Annotated in this window: 15 protein-coding genes; 2 read left to right on the top strand and 13 right to left on the bottom strand. The window is 61.2% G+C overall.

Going from position 1 to position 21,024, the window contains the following annotated elements; translation table 11 throughout:
* Positions 1 to 13 precede the first annotated feature (13 nt).
* From JXO48_07645 to JXO48_07610, 8 genes are all read right to left on the bottom strand, one after another.
* On the bottom strand, positions 14 to 1,567 hold the full coding sequence (locus JXO48_07645) for an ABC transporter substrate-binding protein (GenBank protein ID MBN2283747.1): 1,554 nt from the start codon (positions 1,565 to 1,567) through the stop codon (positions 14 to 16).
* A gap of 190 nt (positions 1,568 to 1,757) precedes the next feature.
* Positions 1,758 to 2,462: an ABC transporter ATP-binding protein gene (locus JXO48_07640; GenBank protein MBN2283746.1), complete on the bottom strand. Its 705-nt coding sequence runs from the start codon at positions 2,460 to 2,462 to the stop codon at positions 1,758 to 1,760.
* The gene (locus JXO48_07635; protein ID MBN2283745.1) at positions 2,455 to 3,174 is read right to left on the bottom strand and encodes an ABC transporter ATP-binding protein; all 720 of its coding nucleotides are present in this window, start codon (positions 3,172 to 3,174) and stop codon (positions 2,455 to 2,457) included. Before JXO48_07635 ends, JXO48_07640 begins: the two co-directional genes overlap by 8 nt.
* A 44-nt stretch (positions 3,175 to 3,218) precedes the next feature.
* On the bottom strand, positions 3,219 to 4,091 hold the full coding sequence (locus JXO48_07630) for a branched-chain amino acid ABC transporter permease (GenBank protein ID MBN2283744.1): 873 nt from the start codon (positions 4,089 to 4,091) through the stop codon (positions 3,219 to 3,221).
* Between the two features lie 3 nt (positions 4,092 to 4,094).
* On the bottom strand, positions 4,095 to 4,967 hold the full coding sequence (locus JXO48_07625; protein ID MBN2283743.1) for a branched-chain amino acid ABC transporter permease: 873 nt from the start codon (positions 4,965 to 4,967) through the stop codon (positions 4,095 to 4,097).
* Positions 4,968 to 5,039: 72 nt separating this feature from the next.
* Positions 5,040 to 6,152, bottom strand: coding sequence for an ABC transporter substrate-binding protein (locus tag JXO48_07620; GenBank protein ID MBN2283742.1), 1,113 nt, complete (start codon positions 6,150 to 6,152; stop codon positions 5,040 to 5,042).
* Positions 6,153 to 6,337: 185 nt separating this feature from the next.
* Complete coding sequence (locus JXO48_07615) at positions 6,338 to 7,009, bottom strand: nitroreductase (GenBank protein MBN2283741.1); 672 nt, start codon at positions 7,007 to 7,009, stop codon at positions 6,338 to 6,340.
* Positions 7,010 to 7,035: 26 nt separating this feature from the next.
* Positions 7,036 to 7,845 (bottom strand): NAD-dependent deacylase, encoded by an 810-nt coding sequence (locus JXO48_07610; protein ID MBN2283740.1) that lies wholly within the window; start codon positions 7,843 to 7,845, stop codon positions 7,036 to 7,038.
* Between the two features lie 131 nt (positions 7,846 to 7,976).
* Between JXO48_07610 and JXO48_07605 the strand changes: the two genes are divergently transcribed.
* Complete coding sequence (locus JXO48_07605; protein MBN2283739.1) at positions 7,977 to 9,488, top strand: transglutaminase domain-containing protein; 1,512 nt, start codon at positions 7,977 to 7,979, stop codon at positions 9,486 to 9,488.
* Positions 9,489 to 9,500: 12 nt separating this feature from the next.
* Here the strand turns inward: JXO48_07605 and JXO48_07600 are convergent, their stop codons facing one another.
* The 5 genes from JXO48_07600 to nadA form a co-directional block, all read right to left on the bottom strand.
* A complete protein-coding gene (locus JXO48_07600; GenBank protein ID MBN2283738.1) occupies positions 9,501 to 10,931 on the bottom strand; it encodes a CoA-binding protein in 1,431 nt (476 codons plus the stop codon).
* Positions 10,932 to 11,015: 84 nt separating this feature from the next.
* Entirely contained in the window at positions 11,016 to 13,829 is a 2,814-nt protein-coding gene (uvrA, locus tag JXO48_07595) for an excinuclease ABC subunit UvrA (GenBank protein MBN2283737.1), read from the bottom strand.
* Positions 13,830 to 13,867: 38 nt separating this feature from the next.
* On the bottom strand, positions 13,868 to 14,836 hold the full coding sequence (locus JXO48_07590; GenBank protein MBN2283736.1) for a SurA N-terminal domain-containing protein: 969 nt from the start codon (positions 14,834 to 14,836) through the stop codon (positions 13,868 to 13,870).
* Between the two features lie 153 nt (positions 14,837 to 14,989).
* Positions 14,990 to 18,508, bottom strand: coding sequence for a transcription-repair coupling factor (gene mfd / locus JXO48_07585; GenBank protein ID MBN2283735.1), 3,519 nt, complete (start codon positions 18,506 to 18,508; stop codon positions 14,990 to 14,992).
* 74 nt (positions 18,509 to 18,582) lie between these two features.
* A complete protein-coding gene (gene nadA / locus JXO48_07580) occupies positions 18,583 to 19,494 on the bottom strand; it encodes a quinolinate synthase NadA (GenBank protein MBN2283734.1) in 912 nt (303 codons plus the stop codon).
* A gap of 141 nt (positions 19,495 to 19,635) precedes the next feature.
* Here nadA and JXO48_07575 point away from each other — a divergent pair, with 141 nt between their 5' ends.
* Positions 19,636 to 20,877, top strand: coding sequence for a molybdopterin molybdotransferase MoeA (locus JXO48_07575; protein MBN2283733.1), 1,242 nt, complete (start codon positions 19,636 to 19,638; stop codon positions 20,875 to 20,877).
* The last annotated feature ends 147 nt before the right edge of the window (positions 20,878 to 21,024 follow it).

Genomic DNA, 21,024 nt, shown 5'->3' with positions numbered 1-21,024 from the left:
TTTCCCTCGATCCCTACTCGACGACAAGATCACCGAAATAGGGGAAGTTCATGACGTTCACTATGGGCTCAAGGCGGACATTGTTCTTTCCCGCCCATGAGAGGTTCTGCCAGTGGAACGGGACGTAGGCCGCGTCATCGTACAGGATGCGTTCGACTTCCCGGAGCATTTCGGAGCGCTTTTTCAGGTCCGTTTCCGTCTGTGAGGCGAGAACGAGCTCGTCAACCCGCGGATTGCAGTAATTCCCGCTGTTGTACTGACCGTATCCCGTTTCCTTGTTGGGGCACATAACGAGGAATTCCGAGTAATTGGCAGAATCCTCCGTATCCGGGTGCCACCCGATCAACTGGATGTCGGCCACCTGGGCATCGAACTGGTCCCAGTACTGTGCCTTGGGCATGGTCTTCAGGTTGACCTTGATGTTGATCTTGGCCATCATGGCCACAAAGGCCTCGGCGATCTTTTCATCGTTCACATAGCGGTTATTGGGCGAGATCATGGTGCATTCGAAGCCTTTTTCAAGCCCCGCTTCCTTCATCAGTTCCTTCGCCTTCTTCAGGTCGAACCGCGGCTTCAGGGAGGGATCGTACCCGGCGAACCCTTCCGGCGCCTGCTGGGCTGCCGCCGTCGCCGTACCCTTCATTATCTTATCGACGATCCCCACGTTGTTCGTCGCGTAGACGATGGCCTGGCGGACCCGTTTGTCCTTGAACTCGGGACGGCGGTTCTGGTTCAGCTGAACGGTGATGACACGGCTTCCCGACATGGTGATCAGCTGCGAGTTCTTATCTTTTCCGATCCGTTCGTAGTCCTGGGGCGGAACGGGCATGATGAAATCGACGTCGCCCGACAGCAACGCGGCGACCCGCGTGGCGTCATTCTTGATGGGTGTCAGAGTGATGGTATCCACGTTTCCCGGTGATCCCTTGTCCCAGTAATCGGCGAATCTCTCGAACACGGTCTTGACGCCCTGTTCCCGGTAGGTGACGCGATAGGGACCGGTCCCCGATTCATGGGTCAGGGCGAAGGAAGGACCGATCTTCACGATGGCGTCCTTGGGCTGGCCGCTCTCGTCGGTCCCCGTGTAGAAATCACTGTCCATGGGAAAAATATAGGTTGCCATGTTGAGAAGCAGCGAATAGGGTTTTTTCGTAACGATATCGACTGTGTAATCGTCGATGATCTTCACTCCCTCAAAGGGCTCGAAAAGGCCCTTGAAGTCCTGGCTCTCTTTCAGGCGTTCCATGGTCCACTTGACGTCCTTGGCCGTGAAGATGTTACCGCTGTGGAACTTGACGCCTTTCCGAAGATAAAAGCGCATCGTGTTGTCGTCGATCCGCTCCCACTTCGTCGCCAGGCGGGGTTCGAACTTCATGTCCTTCGTCCATCGCAGCAGCGGGTCAAAGGCCATGTGGGAATACTGCAGCATGCCGCCCGAAAGCTGTACATGCGGGTCCAGTGACACCGGGTCGGCGTCCATGGCAAGCTTCAATGTCTTCGCGCCCGCGACGGTGCCGAAGGTCAGAGCCACCACCAAAACCAGAAAAACGGTTACCAACTTCTTCATAACGATTCCCTCCCTCTCGTTGAATACCACCCTTGTTCCTGTAATGTCCCCGGAAACGATTAAAGCCGATAAAAGGTATTTATAATTGAGAATCAGCCCCGGGTCAAGACAGAAATAGCTGTAAATTCTGCTATATCCATCCCGGGTTTTCTTACGGCCGCCGGAAACGCGACTCTACGAGGACCGGGGATCACCCGCCCAGGTACAGTTTCTGAAGCTGTGGATTATCGAGGAGCTCCGCGCCCGTTCCGGTCATGCGGTTCCTTCCCAGCTCGAGGACATAGCCCCGGTGGGAAACGGAGAGGCCCTTGCGGGCGTTCTGTTCAACCAGCAGAAAGGAAACGCCCTGCCGGTTCATCTCGAGGATCTTGTCGAATATGAGGTCCACGACGAGGGGTGACAGGCCCAGCGAAGGTTCGTCAAGCAGGACCAGGCGCGGCTGTATGATCAGCACCCGGCCCAGGGCCAGCATCTGGCGCTCGCCTCCCGAAAGGACCCTGGCCGGGCGGTTCCGGTTCTCCGCGATGATGGGGAACGTCTCGTAGACCGATTCAATGGCCCGGTGAAGGCGTCCCCGGTCCGCGACGAGGGAACCGGCTATTTCAAGATTTTCGTAGACCGTCAGGTTCGGAAAAACGTTTTCCCCCTGTGGAATGAAGATCAGTCCTTCTCTTCCCTTGTCGGCGATGCTCCACTTCGTTACGTCACGCCCCCCGAAGAGCACCCTGCCTTCCAGGGGGGTGATCTGCCCCGCCACGGCCCGAAGCACCGTTGATTTTCCCGCCCCGTTCGGACCGATGATGCAGACGATCTCACCTTCCATGACCGTTATATCCACTCCATGGAGCACTACCACGGGGCCGTATCCCGCCGTCAGTTTCCGCGCTTCAAGCATGCTCCCTCCTTCCGAGATAGGCCTCGATGACCCGCTCGTTCTCCTGCACCTCCCGGGGCGTTCCCGAACATATCAGGCTTCCCGAATCCATGACGAAGATCCGCCGGCACAGGCGGGCCACGAAGGGGATATTGTGCTCGATCAGGAAAATGCGGATCCCCCGGTCGTTCAGGTCCCTGATGATGTCGGACAGCGCGCGGACCAGGGTCGGATTGATGCCCGCCGTGGGCTCGTCCAGGAGGATCATCCGGGGCCTTCCCATGAGGACCCTGCCCAGCTCCAGCAGCTTCTGCTGGCCGAAGCTCAGACGGCCCGCCAGCTCGTCCTTCATGTGCGACAGGGTGATGATCTTCAGGATGTCCTCGGCATGGTGCCGGTTCTCCCTCTCCTCGCGGCTGACACCGCCCGGTTTCAGAAAGAGCGGAAGAAACCGCTCCCCCGCCTGGTCCGGGACGGCGGCGAGAAGATTGTCAAGCGCCGTCATGAAGGGAAGGATACGGGTCTGCTGAAAGGTGCGGATAAGCCCGCGCCTGCTGATCCGGTAGGGTTCGAGGCCGCTGATCTCCCTGCCGCCGAAGAATATCCTGCCCTCATCCAGTTCGTAAAACCCCGTGATGAGGTGAAAGAGGGTCGTCTTCCCACTGCCGTTCGGGCCGATGAGCCCCGTGACGCCCTCATCGCCGATCTCAAGACTGACGTCATTGACCGCCATGAGGCCGCCGAAACTTTTTGTCACCTGCTCGACACGCAGCACGGCTACCTCCGGTATTCCGGGACGAGACCCTCAGGCCGCTTGAGCATCATCGCGATCAGAACGATGCCGTACACCATTCCCTGGAGAGGAGCGACGAACCTCCCGAATTCGGCGGGTATGGGAAGAAAGCGCACGGCCTCGCCGAAAAACACCACTATGAACGCGCCCATGACGGGCCCCCAGTTGGTGCCCCTTCCCCCGAGAACGACGCAGAGGAGCACGAGTATCGTTTCGTTCAGGGTGAAATCGCCGGGGCTGATGAAGCTGATATAGTGGGCCCAGAGCGCGCCGGCAAGACCGGCCAGAACGGACCCCATCGTCACGGACTTGATCTTCAGGACGAACACGTTCTTTCCCAGGGCCTGCGCCACGTACTCATCCTCCCTGACCACCTTCAGGGCGCGCCCGAAGGGGCTCTTCGTAACGCGGCGGACGAGGAGGAACACAACGGCGGTCAGGACCAGGCAGAAGAGAAGATAGAGCGGCATCCCGGCGACACCCTCACCGATCCATGAGGGGCGGGGAATTCCGGGCAACCCCATGGGGCCCTTGGTCAGCCACCGTTCATTGAGAAAGAAGAGCCGGACCATCTCCGCGAACACCAGCGTCGCCACGCCGAAATAATCACCCGTAAGGCGCAGTGCCGGAACGGCAAGGAGGGCCCCGGCAACCCCCGCCACGGCCATGCCGAAGGCCATGCTCATCGTGACGGGATACCCCGCGATGCTGAGAAGCGCCGAGGTGTAGGCGCCGATCCCGAAAAAGGCCACGTGGCCAAAATTATACAGCCCCGTGTAGCCGAGCTCCAGGTTCAGGGAGATGGAAAAGATCGAATAGATCGACATGAGGATCAGTATGTGCAGGACATAATCCATCGGTTACCTGACGCCTCCCGCGATGCCGAAGATACCCCGCGGCTTGAAGAGCAGCATGATGATAATAATGGAAAATGATATGAAGTCCTTGTAGCCTGGTGAAAAGAACGCCACGCCCAGGTTTTCGGCCACGCCGATGAAGAGCCCGCCGATGAGCGCCCCCCAGACGTTCCCGGCACCGCCCAGGAGAACAGCGGCGAAGGCCTTGATGAGGTTGGTCAACCCCATCAGGGGTTCGAGATTGGTATCAACGGCCATGAGAATGCCTCCCGTACCGGCAAAGATGGAGGCGAGGACCCACACGGTCCGGCCCACCTTTTTCATGCTGATCCCCATGATATCGGCAAGAAGCATGTTGTCGGAAACGGCCCGGAGGGATTTGCCCAGCATGGTGCGGGTGAGAAGAACGTAAAGGAAGCCGAGAAACACGACGGCCGTCGCCATCATGACGATCTGTATCCAGGTCAGGCTCAGACCGAAGAAGGTCACCCCCCGGGTCAGCGCGACGCCGTAGGTTTGCAGGTCCGAGCCCCATATGAGCCGGATGATGTTTCTCAGAAGGAACGACAGGCCGATGGAGGCAATGAGCAGCGTGATATGACTTCGGTGCCTCAGCGGTTTGTATACAAAACGGTCCTGGGTGAGGCCGACGATGATGGTCAGGGTCAGCGCGGGTGCGACGGCGGCGTAGAGCGGCAGTGAGAAGGGAGCGCCGATGAAGAAGAGAACAAAGTAGGCCCCGAAGGCGATCAGCTCCCCGTGGGCGAAATTGATGAACCGGAAGACCCCGTACACCATGGTGAGACCGACGGCAAAGAGCGCATAGACGGACCCCGCGATGATCCCGTTGAGAAGGAGCTGCGCATAATAGGTCATGGGGGGACGTTCTCCTCTGAAAACAGAAAGAGGGGACCCACCGATCCCCTCTCCGCAAGAGATTCCTGTTCGCTACTTATAATCGGTGATGGCACCGTCCTTTACGGTCCAGCGGCCGTACACGGCACCCACGTCTCCATTCTCATCAAAGGTCTTGTCACCGGTGACGCCCACATACCCCTTGCCCGCCTCGAAGAGGGCCGCACGAATGTCGTCGGGGTCCATGGACTTCGCCAGCCGCAGTGCTCGGGCCGTGAGCTTTACCATATCATAGTTGTATTCACCGAAGATGGGCATTTTCTTGTCGGGATACTTCGCTTCCCAGGCGCTCTTGTAGGCCTGGTATGCCGGTGTTTCCTGGGAAAAGGTGGGATAGGTACCGATCACCCCTTCCGCGGCGCCGCCGGCAAGTTCCACCAGCTTGGGAGACTTCGAGGCGGACCCCATCAGCCACTGGACGGTCACGTTGGCCTCATAGGCCTGGCGGAGCAGCATGGCGCCTTCCTTGATATAGGTGAGATTGACGACGGCCTTCGGGTTGGCCTTCTTGATCCTCAGGATCTCGCTCCGGTAGTCGGTCTTTCCCTCGTCGTGGGGAAACTCATCGATGATCGTGCCGCCTTTGGCAGTGAATTTTTCCTTGAACACATCGGCCAGGCCGACGCCCCAGTCGTTGTTCACATAGGTCAGCACCACTTCCTTGTATCCGAGCGACTCGGCCAGTTCGGCGACCCCGATCCCCTGGAGGAGGTCCGAGGGAAAGACCCGGAACACGTAAGAGCCGCACTTCGTGATATCCGCCGCCGCGCTTTCCGCGCCGATCAGGATCGTCCGGTTCTGCTGGGCGATGGGACAGACGGCCAGAAAATTCGAGCTGGCCGCGGGACCGAAGATAAGGGGAAACTTGTTGACCGTAATGAGCTTCTGGATGGCCGAAACGGACCCCTTGGACGTGGAATTGTTATCCTCGAAGAATATCTTCATGGGTTTTCCATTGATGCCGCCTTCGGCATTGACCTCATCGAGGGCCAGGTTCATGGCCTGCTGAAATCCCTCGCCATAGACCGAAAGCTTGCCCGTCAGGGGCGTTACGGAACCCACCACGACCTCCGGCGACTGAGCCCACACCGGAGCCCCGCACCAGACAAAACAAAACGCTGCCAGCAACAGGATATACTTTTTCACCGCACCCTCCCTTTCATCCTTCAACAGTTGTCGACCCCGGCGCCTGAAGGCATCCCGGAATCTCAAATATCACGTAAATCCGGTTTATTATAAAGCGACCACCGGTCACCGCGAAACCGCTCAAGCTCTATCCACCCTTGGGGTATTTGTCAAGGATTTTATCGGGGTCGCTCATCCCCGCATATTCAGAACCCGTACCAGGTTGTGACGGCTTCCAGCGGCTCGCGGGTACTCTCGATCCGGTTCGCGGGAAAATCCGGGTCGGGATACCCGATCGCGATAGACATGAGGGTCCGTTTCGACGCGGGAATGCCGGCCTGCTCATGAAGGACCGCCGGATACATGACGCCCTGGTCCTCGATGCAGGTACCGAGCCCGTGCGCCAGGGCCGCCAGGCAGATGGTCTGGCAGACGGTGCCGATATCGATCAGGGGGCCCCCGTCACTGAGGGTCCTGTCGGTCATCACGATGATCGCCGCCGGCGCGTCAAAGTAACGGAACCCCCGCTCCAGCCAGTCGGCCCTCTTTTCCTTATCCTCCCGGGGGATATCCATGAGCCGGAACAGTTCCTTCGCCAGCGTTACCTGTCGGGTCCGGTACACACTGTCCATGGACCAGCCCACGACCCAGTGCTCCGGTGAGAGCGGTTCCCCCGCCCGCAGTTTCGCCACGTTCCCCGCCTTCACCCTCTCCAGCACCTCGCCGGCAAGGACGGCGAATTCCCAGGGCTGCGTGTTCATTGCCGACGGCGCCCGCTGGGCCGCCGCGAGAACGTCCTCGATGACATGCCGCGGCACCGGGTCCGGTTTGTACTTCCTGATGCTCTTTCTGCTCCTGACAGCCTGGATGATATCCATATCGTTCCTCCTGTTCGTGATCGGGATCACTCTGCGGTTTCTTCAGACGCAACGGTCCTTTCCCCGTCCGGACCTATCCGGGCCATCACCCCGGCCATGGTTTTCCCCGCGCTTTCCCGGACGACGACGGCCGCTAGATGGTCCATGGGCGTTTCATCGCGGTTGATGATGACGAGCGGCGCCCCGCCTTCCAGGGCGTAAACGGGCATGTAGGCGGCGGGATAGACCACCAGCGACGAACCGATGACGATAAAGAGATCGCACCCGCGGGAGTGCCGTTCCGCCCGCGCCATTTCCTCGACGGGCATCGCTTGGCCGAAAGATATCGTCGCGGCCTTGAGGATACCGCCGCATTCGTCACAGTGGGGGTCCTCGATCCCCCGCTCGAACCACCCGGCTATCTCCTCAAAAGGCCATTCCTTGCCGCAGTCGAGGCAGCGCACCAGGCGGGCCGTCCCGTGCAGTTCGATGATCCGTTCCGCCGAATTCCCCGCCTTTAGATGCAGGCCGTCGATGTTCTGGGTGATGACACAGTCGAGTTTCCCCATTCGCTCCATCTGTGCCAGGGCGTAATGGGCGGCGTTGGGTTCAATGTCGGAAAGCTTCATCATGCGGTAGCGCAGCCAGGTCAGTTTCCGCACCTCGGGGTTCACGCAATATTTGTCAAAGGTGAAATCGGCGGGGTTGAATTTTTCCCAGATGCCGCCGGGGCTCCGGAAATCCGGTATGCCCGACTCGGTGCTGACCCCCGCCCCCGTAAAGGCCACCACATGGCTCGCGCCGGCGACCAGGGCGGCTATCGCGTCGATCGAAGCCCTCGGGTCTTGTTCTTCCATGTTTCCCATCCTTTCACTGATGAGTATCATTGTAAGGAATATGCCGGCAAAAGTGCAACGGAAAAGGGCGACTTCCCCGTTGAAATCTCCCGTGAATCCGTTTACAGTTGCGGCAGTGAGGGGAACGAGGAATGAAACGGAACATCATCACCGGGGCCCTGTGCCTGGGCCTCCTTTTCTGTAATGCCTGCGCGTCACTCTATTTCAGCCGCCTGGAACCGCCGGCCGAGGTCTGCCGCATCGACGGCCTCGATCGGCTCCCCTACCGGGAACTGTGGCAGGGGTTTATATTCAACGGTGAGAAGGTCGGTTTCACCTATCTCAGGATCACCCCCCTTCCCGATGGAGAACGTTACACCCTGTCATCGGAAGCCCGGCTCAGGATCCTCTTCCTGGGGACCGGCAGCGACATTTTCATGAAGAGCGAGGACATAGTCCACGCGGACCTGACCCTGGATTCCTTTCACTACGAACAGGTGATCGACGGAAAAATACTGACCATCGACGGCGGCGTGCGGGAGGGACGGTTCCGGGCGACGCGAACCCTCGACAGGCGGGAAACGACGATCGAACACCGGCTCGACGCGCCGCTCTACCCTACCAGTATCATCAACCTCTATCCCGTCATGAAGGGGTTGAAGATCGGCGCCGATTACCGATACGACGTGTTCGACGCGCAGACCCAGTCTTTCACGGAGGTACGGCAATCGGTCCTGTCCTTTGAAGAGAGCACGGCGCTCGTCGTCGAGCCCTCATACCGGATCAGAACAGGCCTCTATGACCAGGAGGTATCGACCTGGATCAACACGCGGGGCGAGGCCGTCTTCGAGCTCGCCATGAGCGGCATCCTTATCACCTGCCGGGAAAGCGAGGAGCAGGCCCGACGATACCTCATCGAGGCGGGCTTTAACAAAAAGGACATGGTCCTCGACTTCAGCCTGGTCAGGACGGAAGAGCCCATCCCCTGCCCGCGGGAGCTGACCGTCCTTGAGATCGAACTGGAGGGGCTCGGGGGCGTCCTTCCCCTCCTCCAGGGGCCGGGGCAGGAGGCGACCGCCTCCGGTGACGACCCCGCGGCCCCGGCCCGCTTCCGGCTTTCCCGCGACCCCGCCGGCCCCCTCATCCATCAGGAAGAGACACTGGATGAAGGAGACCGCATCCTCTATCTCGCAGCGACCTCTCACATGGAATGTGACGCGCCGGAGATAAGGACGGCAGCGGAGAAGATCATCGGTGACTCCTCGGAGCCGCTCGACAAGATAGGAAAACTGGCACGCTGGGTGTCCGACGAAGTGGCCGATGAAGCCACGGACAGTTTCTCGGCCCTCGAGGTGCTGCGAAACAGGCGCGGCGAGTGCCAGGCTCATACGCTCCTCTTCACCGCCCTGGCCCGGGCCGCGGGGATCCCCACCCGTCTTGCCGGGGGGCTCCTGTACATGGAGGACGCGGGGTTCCTGTATCACAGCTGGGCGGAGTGCTACGCGGGCGGGTGGGTCGCCGTGGACCCCACGCTCGCACAGGTCGGCGTCGACGCCACCCATATCAAGCTCGTCCAGGGGCCCTGCTGGACATCGACCCTTACCCTGGGAAAAGTGGTTGGGCGCATCAGGGCCCGTGTCATTACTTTCGAGGGGCCCTGCTGATCCCGGAGGCTCTCATTGTGCCGGGGATGATTCCTCTCCCATCCGCGCGCGCCGCCACCGGGCGTAGCGGTTCAGATTTCCCAGGGCCTGTATCGCCTTCTGAGTGGTCGAGAAGAACGGGATGCCGTGCTCCCCGGCAAGAACCCCCAGCTCATGGATGAGGCGTTCCGAGGTGCCGTAGGCCCACATGGTGACTGGTTTCCCGCTGTTGTCCCGCATCCGGGTCAAAAGGTTCCGGTAGAAATCGGGCCTGAGGATCTCGTTCACGTAGGCATTGAGGTAGACACAGTCGATCCCCTGGTCCTCCATCATCACCTCAAAACTCTTTTCATAAAAGGAAAACACTTCCGGACCGGCCACGGCGGAGGCCGGCCCCAGGTCAATGGGGTGGCCCGTGAGCAGGCGATGGGTGGCCCGCAGTTTTTCCCGGCTTTCCCCGGACAGGCTGCCCACGGAAAGGCCGACACTTTCGGCGGCATCGACGCACTGGATACCGATGGCCCCGGAAAAGGTGATGATGCCCAGGCGGTTCCCTCCGGGCAGCGGCTGAAAGACGAACGGCGCCGCGTGATCGAGGAGGTCACGGTATTCCTCCACCCTGATGATCCCGCTCTGGCTGAAGAGCGCCCCATAGAGGCGGTCGTCGGCCGCCATCGATCCCGTATGAGAAGCCATGGCCTCGGCCGCGGCGGAGGTCTTTCCCCCCTTCAGGCAGATGATCGGTTTTCGCAGGGAGACGCGGCGTGCCGTTTCGAGAAGCTCGCGCGGCCGCCGGGTGTGCTCCAGGTAGAGGGATATGACCTCCGTGCCCGGGTCCGTCTCCAGGTACTCGAGACAGTCCACCTCGTCGATATCGCACATGTTGCCCAGGTCGATGATCTTGTTGACGCCGAAGCCGTATTCGTTCAGGGCGATCGCCTGGGGCCCGTACATGCCCGTCTGGGTGATGATAGAAAGTGGGCCTGTCCTTGCGTACTCGTACCCCTTTTCATAGGGGATGGACGTGAACCGGTCGGCCGTATTGAGCGTGCCCAGGGTATTCGGGCCAATGAGCCGCATGCCGTGGGAACGGGCGATACGCAGCAGTTCCTCCTGCCGCCGCATCCCTTCCGGCCCCGTTTCACCGAAACCGTCGGCCACGACAATGGCGGCCCTGACACCCTGCCTGCCGCACTTTTCCAGGAGCTCCGGCACCCGCCGGCAGGACGTGATGATAACGGCCAGGTCGATGGGTTCACCGATGTCGGCGATGTCATGGCGGACATCGAGCCGGTACACCTTTTCCGCCTCGGGGTGAATGGGGTAGATCGTTCCCGTGTAATCCCAGGCGAGAAGGTCCTTGATAATGACGCCGGGGCCGAAGAACCACTCCTCGGTCATGCTTCCGAAAACGGCGATACTGCGGGGATTCAGAAAGAGTTCCAGATGTGCTTCCTGCTTCACGACAATTCCCTCCTTACGAGATTCGATGCACCGGAAAAGACGGCCGCGCGGCCGTTTAGTCTCCTTTCATTGTGCCGGAACCGCTCAGGGCCGCAGCACCTTCTGCAGAAACCGGCCCGTCAGGGAATTTTCAACCGCGGCGATCCGCTCGGGCGGCCCCGCCGCCACGATGTACCCCCCGCCTTCTCCCCCTTCGGGCCCCAGGTCGATGACATAATCGGCGCTCTTGATGACGTCGAGGTTGTGCTCAATGACCACCACCGTGTTCCCCATGTCGACGAGCCGCATGAGCACGCCGAGCAGCTTTTCGATATCATCGAAGTGCAGGCCGATGGTGGGCTCGTCGAGGATGTAGAGCGTGTCACGGGTCTGCCGCTTTCCCAGTTCGCGGGCGAGCTTTATTCTCTGTGCCTCCCCGCCGGACAGGGTGGTGGCCGACTGTCCGAGCCTGATATATCCCAGTCCCACATCGGAGAGCAACTGCAGCTTTGACCTGATAAGCGGGATGGCCTCGAAGAACGCGAGGGCCTGGTTGACGGTCATATCGAGGACGTCGGCGATGTTCTTCCCCCGGTAGCGGATCTCCAGCGTATCGGGATTAAAACGCTTCCCGCGGCACACATCGCAGGTGATGTACACATCGGGGAGGAAATGCATCTCGATGCGCTTCAGCCCGTCGCCCTGACAGGACTCGCAGCGCCCCCCCTTCACGTTGAAGCTGAACCGTCCCGGTTTATAGCCCCGCATCCTCGATTCGGGCAGGCGGGCGAAGAGGTCCCGGATATGGGTGAAGGCCCCCGTGTAGGTGACCGGGTTGGACCGGGGCGTCCGCCCGATGGGCTGCTGGTCCATGGCGATCACCCGCTCGATGCCGCCGAAATCGCTCACCCGTGAAATGGCGCCCGATTTCCCCTTGTGGCGGTTCAACCGCCGCCGAAGGACCTTGTAGAGCGTCTCGATGACCATGGTGCTCTTGCCGGAACCGGACACGCCCGTCACACAGGTCAGCAGGCCCACGGGAATTCGGATGTCGATGTCTTTGAGATTGTTCTGCGATGCCCCCTCGATGACGATATACCGGTTGTTCACGGAGCGGCGGACCGAGGGAACGGGAATGGCAAGCCGTCCCGAGAGATACTTCCCCGTCAGCGACACCTCGGAGGTGCAGATGTCCGCCGGGGTCCCGTGGAAGGTCACCTCTCCGCCGTGCATCCCGGCGCCGGGGCCCATGTCGATGATGTCGTCACAGGACCGGATGACCTCCGCGTCGTGCTCGACGACGAGGATGGTGTTCCCCATGTCCCGGAGCCGCTTCAGGGTCGTGATCAGCCGCTGGGTGTCACGGGGGTGGAGGCCGATGGTCGGTTCGTCCAGGACGTAGAGGACCCCCACAAGGCCCGAGCCGATCTGGGTCGCCAGCCTGATACGCTGCCATTCCCCGCCGGAGAGGGTGCCCGACGACCGGGCGATGGAAAGATAGCTCATGCCCACATCCAGGAGGAACTGAAGCCGTTCCGTGATCTCCTTCATGACGCGCCCGGCGATCTCCCGCTCACGCGGCGGCAGGGTGAGGCTCGTGAAGAACTCCATGCACCGGGCGATGGAAAGCTGGGACACTTCATGGATGTTCTTCCCGCCCACCGTCACCGACAGGCTTTCCCTGCGCAACCGCGCCCCCCCGCAGGCGGGGCAATCGGTCACGTTCATGTAGCGCATCAGTTCCATCCGCGCCTCGTTGGACTCAGCCTCGCGGTAGCGGCGGTCGATATTGGGAACGATGCCCTCAAAGGCCTTCTTGTAGAAGAACCGACGACCCCGGCGGTCAAAATAGAATTCTATCTCCTCGCCGTTGGAACCGTAGAGAAGGACGTCGCGGATCCGCTCCGGCAGCTGATTGAAGGGGGTATTGATGTCGAAGCCGTAGTGGTTCGAAAGCGCCTCGAGCATCTGGTAGAAATAGAGCGAGTGCCGGCGGTCCCAGGGCGCTATGGCACCCTCCCGAATGGAAAGGTCGCGGTCGGGCACGATGAGGTTCTCATCGAAATACACCTTCGTCCCCAGGCCCCCGCATTCCGGGCAGGCACCGTAGGGGCTGTTGAAGGAAAACATCCGGGGGGCCAGCTCCGGCATGCTGATGCCGCACTCCGGGCAGGCATAGGCCTCGCTGAAGGTTGTCTCCTCGCCGTCGGCCACCGCCACCCGGATCATCCCTTCCGAAAGCCCGAGGGCGGTTTCCAGGGAATCGCGAAGCCGCTTCCTGATGCCGTCCTTGATGACGAGCCGGTCGATGACCACATCGATGTCGTGCCGCTTGTTCTTATCGAGAACGATGTCCTCGGCGAGGTCGCGCATCTCCCCGTCGATCCTGACGCGGGCAAAGCCGTCCTTTCGAAGTTTCTTCAGTTCTTTCTGGTACTCCCCCTTTTTCCCCCGCGCCATGGGGGACAGGATGTTGACCTTGCTTTTCTCCGGGAGCGACAGGATATGGTCAAGCATGGAATCCACGGTCTGGGACCGGATCTCCTTTCCGCACCGGTAGCAGTGGGGGAGGCCGACCCGGGCGAAGAGAAGCCGCAGATAATCATAGATCTCCGTCACGGTCCCTACTGTGGAACGTGGATTCTGGCTGGCCGTCCGCTGTTCGATGGCGATGGCCGGCGACAATCCCTCGATGGACTCCACCTCGGGTTTGTCCATCTGGCCGATGAACTGGCGGGCGTACGTGGAAAGGGATTCCACGTATCGCCGCTGCCCCTCGGCATAGATGGTGTTGAAGGCGAGCGATGATTTCCCCGAACCGCTCACGCCGGTGATGACGACGAACCGGTCCCGGGGAATGTCGACGTTGATATGCTTCAGGTTATGCTGGGAGGCGCCCCGAACCCTGATATAGTCCATGGTTCACGTTTCACGGTATCTCTCTGAACGGCGGCGGATCACAACCGTATGTCCACATGTGCCTTTTCGCGGACCTCCGCCAGCCATTCCTGGAATTTTCTTTCCACCTTCGTGCCGCGTATCCGGGCGATGATCTCGTCCCTCACGGCGTCGATGGGTTTCACCCCGGCACCCCGCCGGTCGGTGACCACGATGATATGGCAGCCGATGGGCGAGACGATGACATCGCTGACCTCCCCCCGGGCGAGCCGGAAGGCGGCCTCATCGACGGCGGGAAACATCATGTTCCGCTCCACGAACCCCAGGTCTCCTCCCTCACGGGCGGCGGGCCCCTGGGAGTAGAGGCTCACCATGAGCTCAAAGGACTCACCCCGTTTCAGGCGTTCCAGGATGGCGCGGGCGTTCTCGATGACGGCCTTTTTTTCCGGTTCACCGGCATCCCGGGGAAAGAGGAGCAGTATCTGACTGAGCCGCACGGCTTCCTTCCCCTCGTACAGGTCCAGGTGAGCGCGGTAATAGTCGCCGATCTCCTCCTCGGTGATGGTGACCTTGGGCCGGATCAGCAGATTGATGAGCTGGGCCCTCAGAAGGTACTGCCTGACACTGTCCCGGTAGGCTTCCAGGGTGTCCCTGTCCCGGGCAAGGGCCTGTTTGAACTGCTCCATGGAAATACGCCTTTCCACCAGAAGATCGTTGATGGAACGGTCCACCTGGGCATCCGTCACGGCCATGCCCAGTTTCCGGGCCTCCTGCTCGACCAGGTAATCGTTGATGAGCCGGTCGAGGGCGTTTTTCCGGGTCTGGGCCTCCACGGCCTCCCTGGTCATCCCCGGGGGGATGGTATCGATGTGCCTGACCAGTTCCTCGGTCTGCGCGTTCAGCTCCGAGAGGGTGATGACGTCGCTGTTCACCACCGCCACGATCCGGTCCTGGAAATCGGTCTGTGCCGCCGCGACGGCGACTGAACAAAAGAACAATACGAGAATAAACGGCCTGAGAAATTTCATTCCTGCTCCCTGTATCCACATGATCACACCGCGTCTCACCGCGGATATGTCCCCGAATCCATGCAACAAAGTGCTCCGAGGACCGATATCAAGCGTTAAAATCTATCAGATTCACCGTCATACTTCAATCATTGAAATGGAACTGCCCCGGTCTCATGATCTAAGGTCGGCTATCAGGTCACGGGCCCCGGCGATCACGTCTTCCTCCTTCAGCCCCGGCAGGGGAACAAAAAGCTCACCCTTCGGCGTCAGCCTGAGGTCCCGGTACCGTTTCCGTGACAGCTCCATTATCCGTGCCGGGTCGATGGACCCGGTCTTGTGGAACACCAGGAGCATCCGCTTGCCGTCGTATTCCATCTTTTCTACCCGCATCTCCCTGAGCAGGTTCCGGACGCCGATGATGTCCATCAGGTTCTTCAGGTTGCCGTGGACAAAACCGTACCGGTCACGCAGCTCCCTGCGCAGGTCTTCCAGGTCGTCGTCGGACCCGGCCGCCGATATCTTCTTGTAGGTGATGAGCCGGGTCTGCATGTCGTCGATGTAATCGTCGGGAATGAAGGCGGGTATCCCGAGGCGTATCTCGGGGCTGAACTCCTCTTCCGGCGCCGCCTCGCCACGCAGGTCGCGGACCGCCTTCTCCATCAGTTCCGTGTACAGCTCAAAGCCGACGGCCGATATGTGGCCCGACTGGGACGAGCCCAGAAGGTTCCCGGCCCCCCGGATCTCCAGGTCGTAGGTGGCGACCTTGAACCCCGAGCCCGGCTCCGAGAATTCCTGTACGACGCGCAGCCGCTTCCGCGCGTCCCGGGAGAGGGTGATGCCCGGCGGTATCAGGAGACAGGCGTACCCCTCTTCGCTGGACCGCCCCACCCTGCCCCTGAGCTGATAGAGGGACGAGAGCCCGAACCGGTCCGCCCGGTTGATGACGATCGTGTTGACCGAGGGCATGTCCACGCCGGAACCGATGATGGTGGTGCATACCAGGATGTTAAATTCCCTCCTGATGAAGCGTACCATGACATCTTCCAGCTCGCGGGGTTTCATCTGGCCGTGGGCCACGGCAACCTTCGCGTCGGGCGCCAGCCGCTCCACGAGGCGCGCCATGCTGTAAATGGACCGGACCCGGTCGTGCACGAAAAACACCTGGCCTCCGCGTTCCAGCTCACGGTGGAGCGCCCCGCGAATGGTATCTTCGTCGAACTCGCAGACCTGGACCTTCACGGACTGCCGTTCCTGGGGCGGCGTGTTGATAACGGACAGGTCGCGCAGCCCCACCAGGGAAAGCTGGAGGGTCCGGGGGATGGGCGTGGCCGTGAGGGTCATCACCTCGACCAGGGCGCGGAGCTTCTTCAGTCGCTCCTTGTGGGTCACGCCGAAGCGCTGCTCCTCGTCGATGATGAGCATGCCAAGGTCCTTGAAAACCACGTCCTTCTGGAGGAGGCGGTGGGTGCCGATGATGATGTCCACCCGCCCCCGGGCGATGTCCTCCACGATCTCCTTCTGCCGGTTCTTCGTCCGGTACCGGTTGAGGACCTCGATCCGGACGGGGTACTTCTCGAACCGTTTTCTGAACGTCTGGTAGTGCTGCTCCGCCAGTATCGTCGTGGGGACCAGGATCGCCACCTGCTTGCCGTCCATGGCCACCCGGAAGGAGGCGCGCAGCGCGACCTCCGTCTTGCCGAACCCGGCATCGCCGCAGATGAGCCGGTCCATCGGTTTCGGTTCGCCCAGGTCGAGGTCGACCTCCTCGATGGCGCGCGCCTGGTCGGGGGTTTCCTCGAACTCGAAGAAGGAGCAGAACTCCTCATAGTACCGGTCGGGCGGCGAAAACCGGTGCCCGTCCATCACCTCCCGGGCGGCATAGACGGAAACGAGCTCTTCCGCCATTTCCCGGACCGACTTCTTCACCCTTTTCTTGACCGCTTCCCAGGAGGTCCCGCCCAGCCGGTCAAGGAGCGGGGCATGGCCGTCGGGGCCGATGTAGCGCTGGATCTGGTCGATGCGGTCGACGGGAAGGTAGAGCTTGTCACTGCCGAGATACTCGATGAGGAGAAAATCGTTCTCGATATTGCCCGCCGTGAGCCGTTTCAGCCCGCGGTAGGTCCCGATGCCGTGGTCCACGTGGACCACGTGGTCCCCTTCCTTCAGCTCCCCGAAGGATTTGAGAAAGTACCCCTCGCGGGCACGGGGGCGCCGGCGCTTGCGAACCTTCTTGCCGAATATCTCTTCCTCGGTGACGACGGCCAGCTTCAAAGCCGGGTAGGTGAACCCTTCCGACAGCGCACCCGTCTTGAGGATAAGGAACCCGCCGTTCTCCGGGCGTTCCAGTTCCGTGAGAAAGGAGTCCTCGGACCGTATCACGGGGAAGTTGTGACCCCGCAGGAGGTACTCGACGCGCTGCATCTCGCCCTCGGCGGCCAGGAAGATAATGCGGTTCCGCTCACGGAGCCACCGGCGCAAGCGTTCCGCCAGGGGCGCCAGCAGGCTGCTGTCCCGCTCCAGGAGCGTGGTGTCCCGGCGAAGGCCCACGTTCTTCTCCACATGGAATCGAATGACCCCGTCGCCTTCCGGGAACAGCTCATCCACCGACACCTGCTGAAATTCCTCCAGCCGGGCCGCCAGCTCCGGGGAACTGAGGTAGAGGCGGCTCCCGTCGAGATGGAACTTCTCCTCTTTCTCGGCCTTGTAGAGGAGCCGGGCCGTCCGGTCCTCGAGGGTTTCAAGGCCCCCTTTCATGCCGAGGGACTCGATGGCCATGATGACGGTGCCGCGGGGGAAATAGTCGAAGACGCTGCCCGTCACGCCGCCGTGAGGGGAGCCGTACAGGAGCGGAATAATATGGGGGTTCACCAGGATGTCGGGCTCTTTCTCGAGCATGTCGATGAGGCCGTCGCGGTGCGCACGCTGGAGGTCCAGCTCGTGGGCGCGGGCACGCAGGTTCGCGACGGCGCGGGCCCGGTCTTCCGCGGTGACGACGCATTCCATCGCCGGCGACAGGAGAAACTCCGTTATCTCCCGGCGCGACCGCTGCGAGGCAAGGTCGAACTCCCTGATGGATTCCAGTTCGTCCCCCACGAACTCCATCCGCAGGGGAACGGCGGCCGTGGGCGGAAAGATGTCGATGATGTACCCGCGAACGCTGAACTCCCCCTGCTCTTCCACCAGGGGGACCCGCCGGTAGCCGCCGGCGGCGAGCTTCACCAGAAATTCGTCCCGGTCCAGGAAATCGCCCATGGACAGGGTTTCAAGATAATCGCCGGGGATACGGACAGGCGGCACCCCCTGGGCCAGGGCTTCGAGGGACATGACGCAGACCGGCGCGGACCCGGTCATCAGCGCCGTCAGGCAGGCGACCCGCCGGGCGGAGAGCTCACGGTCGTGAACGATCACGTCCTCCGGACAGAGCGCCTCGCGGCTCGAATACAGGTGCACACCGCCGCCGGGAAGAAAAGATGACAGGTCGCCGTGGAACCGGGCCGCCTCATCCGGGCTCGGACAGACCACCACCAGGGGCCGCGAAACGGCCTCGGACAGCAGGGCCGCGATCAGCGGGCGGGCCGCGCCGTGAAGGCCGCCGGCCGCGATGTGCCGGGCCCCCCGGCGCACCTCATCGATCAGGGCCCGCAGCGACGGGTCCGGAAACGGTATCTTTTTCTCGGTTATCTTTCTCACGGAACTATTCGGAATAACGACCGGCCTCGCTCCCGCGGAAGCGCGCGTGAACCGTCACGGCCGGGACTTATTGTTCATGAAACCTTCAGCATCCGTTCAAGCGCTTCGCCCGCCGGCACCCGGATCTCTTCCGGCACACGTATGACATGGCGCATGGTGAGGAGGGAATCGAGAACATCATCGAGGGTTATCTTTTTCATGTCCTGGCAGATCATTGTGTCGGAGAGAGGGATAAATGTTTTTTCAGGGTTTTCCTTTCGCAACTGGTGCATGATCCCCAGTTCCGTGCCGACGATGACCTCCCGGGCGTCCGTCTCACGGGCGAACCGGATGATACCGCCCGTGCTTCCGATGAAATCGGCCAGGTCGAGCACCGCGGGCCGGCATTCCGGATGGGCAGCCACCACCGCGCCGGGATGCCGCTCTTTCGCCGCCTTCACTTCCTCCGGGGTCAGGGTATCGTGCACGTAACAGGAACCCTTCCAGGGAATGATCTCCTTGTCGGTGAACCGGGCCGTGTAACGCGCCAGGTTCCCGTCGGGGACAAAGAGGATCCGCTTTGCATCTTTCAGCGATGACACGATGCGCACGGCGTTCGCCGAGGTGCAGCAGATATCGCTGAGGGCCTTTGTTTCCGCCGAGGAATTCACATAGGCCACCACGGCGGCATCGGGGTATTTCTTCTTCGCCTCCCGTAATTCGTCGGCCGTGATGGTGTCGGCGAGGGGACAGCCCGCGTCGAGCAACGGGAGGAGCACCGTTTTATCCGGTGACAGGATCGCGGCGCTTTCGGCCATGAACCGGACACCGGCGAAAAGGATCACTTCGGCGTCGGTTTTCGCGGCCTCGATGCTCAGGGCCAGGGAATCCCCCAGGATATCGGCGATATCCTGGATCTCCCCCCGCTGGTAGTAATGGACGAGGAGGATACCCCGGCGCTCCTTCAGAAGCTCCCTGATCCGTTCCTGTTTTTCCCTGTCGCTCATGTCGCCACTGTCTCGTTCACACCCGGCATTCAAAGGTGACATGTGTATCCCATCGACCTGTTTAATTCAAGTGTAAAATATTGACAACAAAAGAATATTAATATATTACACATGCTCCATTTCGTAAGGGACGGCATGCCGATGATAACCGTTCGGGAAGCGTTACAGCATATACTCAACACAGTACCCCTCCTGGGGCTGGAAAAGACCGCCATCACCGACGCGCGGGACCGGGTCCTCGGAGAAGACGTCCGCGCCCCCCGCGATATCCCTCCCCGCACCAATTCTGCCATGGACGGCTATGCCCTCCGCGCTGAGGATATCACCGGCGCGTCCGCGGCAAACCCGAAGGCCCTGACCGTCACCGAGGACATCCCCGCCGGCCACCCGTCGGACAAGGCCGTGGGGCCCGGCGAAGCCGCCCGTATCATGACCGGAGCGGCCCTGCCGGAAGGCGCCGATACGATGGTCAAGGTGGAGGATACCGAAAGCGACGGCTCCGTCGTCCGGATCTTCGCCGAGGCGCCACTGGGAGAACACGTCCGGTACCGGGGTGAGGATGTGAAGGCGGGAGAGATCGTCGTCCCACGGGGGACACTCATCCGGCCCGCCGAGATCGGCATGATGGCCTCCGTTGGCCGCTCATCCGTCTATGTGTACCGGAAACCGGTCGTGGCCATACTCGCCACGGGGGACGAGATCGTCGATCTCGATGAAGACCCGGAACAGGGCAAGATCATCAGCAGCAACACCTATTCCCTCTACTCCCAGGTCGTCGAGTGCGGCGGCATTCCCCGGAACGCGGGAATCGCGAAGGATACGAGGGACGACCTGCTGGCCCATTTCAGAGCTGCCCTCGGGGCCGACATCATCCTTTCCTCGGGCGGCGTTTCCGTGGGTGACTACGACTTCGTCAAGGACGTCATGAAGGAAGTAGGGACCGGCATCGAGTTCTGGCAGGTGGCGCAGCGCCCGGGCAAACCGCTGGCCTTCGGAAAAATGGGCAATACCCTCGTCTTCGGCCTGCCGGGCAATCCCGTTTCATCCATGATCACCTTCGAACAGTACGTGAGGCCGGCCATCCTGAAGATGACGGGGCACCGGAACATCTTCCGCCGGACCGTGACGGCCGTCCTGACGGAGGACGTGGAAAAAAAGAAGGGCCTGCGCTACTTCTTCCGGGCGCGGGTAACTTACGCCGACGGAGAGTACCGGGCGGCGACGACGGGGGAACAGGGCTCGGGCATCCTGAAATCGATGGTCCTGGCCAACGGTATCATGGTCATCCCCGAAGAGGTGACGGCCCTCAAGGCGGGCGACAGGGTCATCGTCCAGCTGCTTGACAACAGCCTCTTCTGCGACGCGGAACCGTCGTACCTGTGAGAGAAGCGGCGGATGGTGCGCGATTGACAGCACCCTGAAAATCAGCTATGCATCCATGTGCGGAAGTGCCAAGGTCACTGGTGGGCCTCCCGGACTTCAAATCCGGTGTGGGGCGCTAAAACCGTCCCAGGTGGGTTCGATTCCCAT

This window comes from Deltaproteobacteria bacterium, assembly GCA_016933965.1.
In the GTDB taxonomy this organism is placed as follows: Bacteria; Desulfobacterota; Syntrophia; order Syntrophales; family UBA2210; genus JAFGTS01.
Note: the sequence above shows the minus strand (reverse complement) of the source record. Positions and strands in the feature narration are given on the sequence as shown.

Excerpts from the sequence above, each read along its gene's own strand:
- JXO48_07645 (MBN2283747.1), bottom strand. The coding sequence starts at position 1,567 with ATGAAGAAGTTGGTAACCGTTTTTCTGGTTTTGGTGGTGGCTCTGACC.
- JXO48_07640 (MBN2283746.1), bottom strand. The coding sequence starts at position 2,462 with ATGCTTGAAGCGCGGAAACTGACGGCGGGATACGGCCCCGTGGTAGTG.
- JXO48_07635 (MBN2283745.1), bottom strand. The coding sequence starts at position 3,174 with ATGGCGGTCAATGACGTCAGTCTTGAGATCGGCGATGAGGGCGTCACG.
- JXO48_07630 (MBN2283744.1), bottom strand. The coding sequence starts at position 4,091 with ATGGATTATGTCCTGCACATACTGATCCTCATGTCGATCTATTCGATC.
- JXO48_07625 (MBN2283743.1), bottom strand. The coding sequence starts at position 4,967 with ATGACCTATTATGCGCAGCTCCTTCTCAACGGGATCATCGCGGGGTCC.
- JXO48_07615 (MBN2283741.1), bottom strand. The coding sequence starts at position 7,009 with ATGGATATCATCCAGGCTGTCAGGAGCAGAAAGAGCATCAGGAAGTAC.
- JXO48_07610 (MBN2283740.1), bottom strand. The coding sequence starts at position 7,845 with ATGGAAGAACAAGACCCGAGGGCTTCGATCGACGCGATAGCCGCCCTG.
- JXO48_07605 (MBN2283739.1), top strand. The coding sequence starts at position 7,977 with ATGAAACGGAACATCATCACCGGGGCCCTGTGCCTGGGCCTCCTTTTC.
- uvrA (MBN2283737.1), bottom strand. The coding sequence starts at position 13,829 with ATGGACTATATCAGGGTTCGGGGCGCCTCCCAGCATAACCTGAAGCAT.
- JXO48_07590 (MBN2283736.1), bottom strand. The coding sequence starts at position 14,836 with ATGAAATTTCTCAGGCCGTTTATTCTCGTATTGTTCTTTTGTTCAGTC.
- nadA (MBN2283734.1), bottom strand. The coding sequence starts at position 19,494 with ATGAGCGACAGGGAAAAACAGGAACGGATCAGGGAGCTTCTGAAGGAG.
- JXO48_07575 (MBN2283733.1), top strand. The coding sequence starts at position 19,636 with ATGATAACCGTTCGGGAAGCGTTACAGCATATACTCAACACAGTACCC.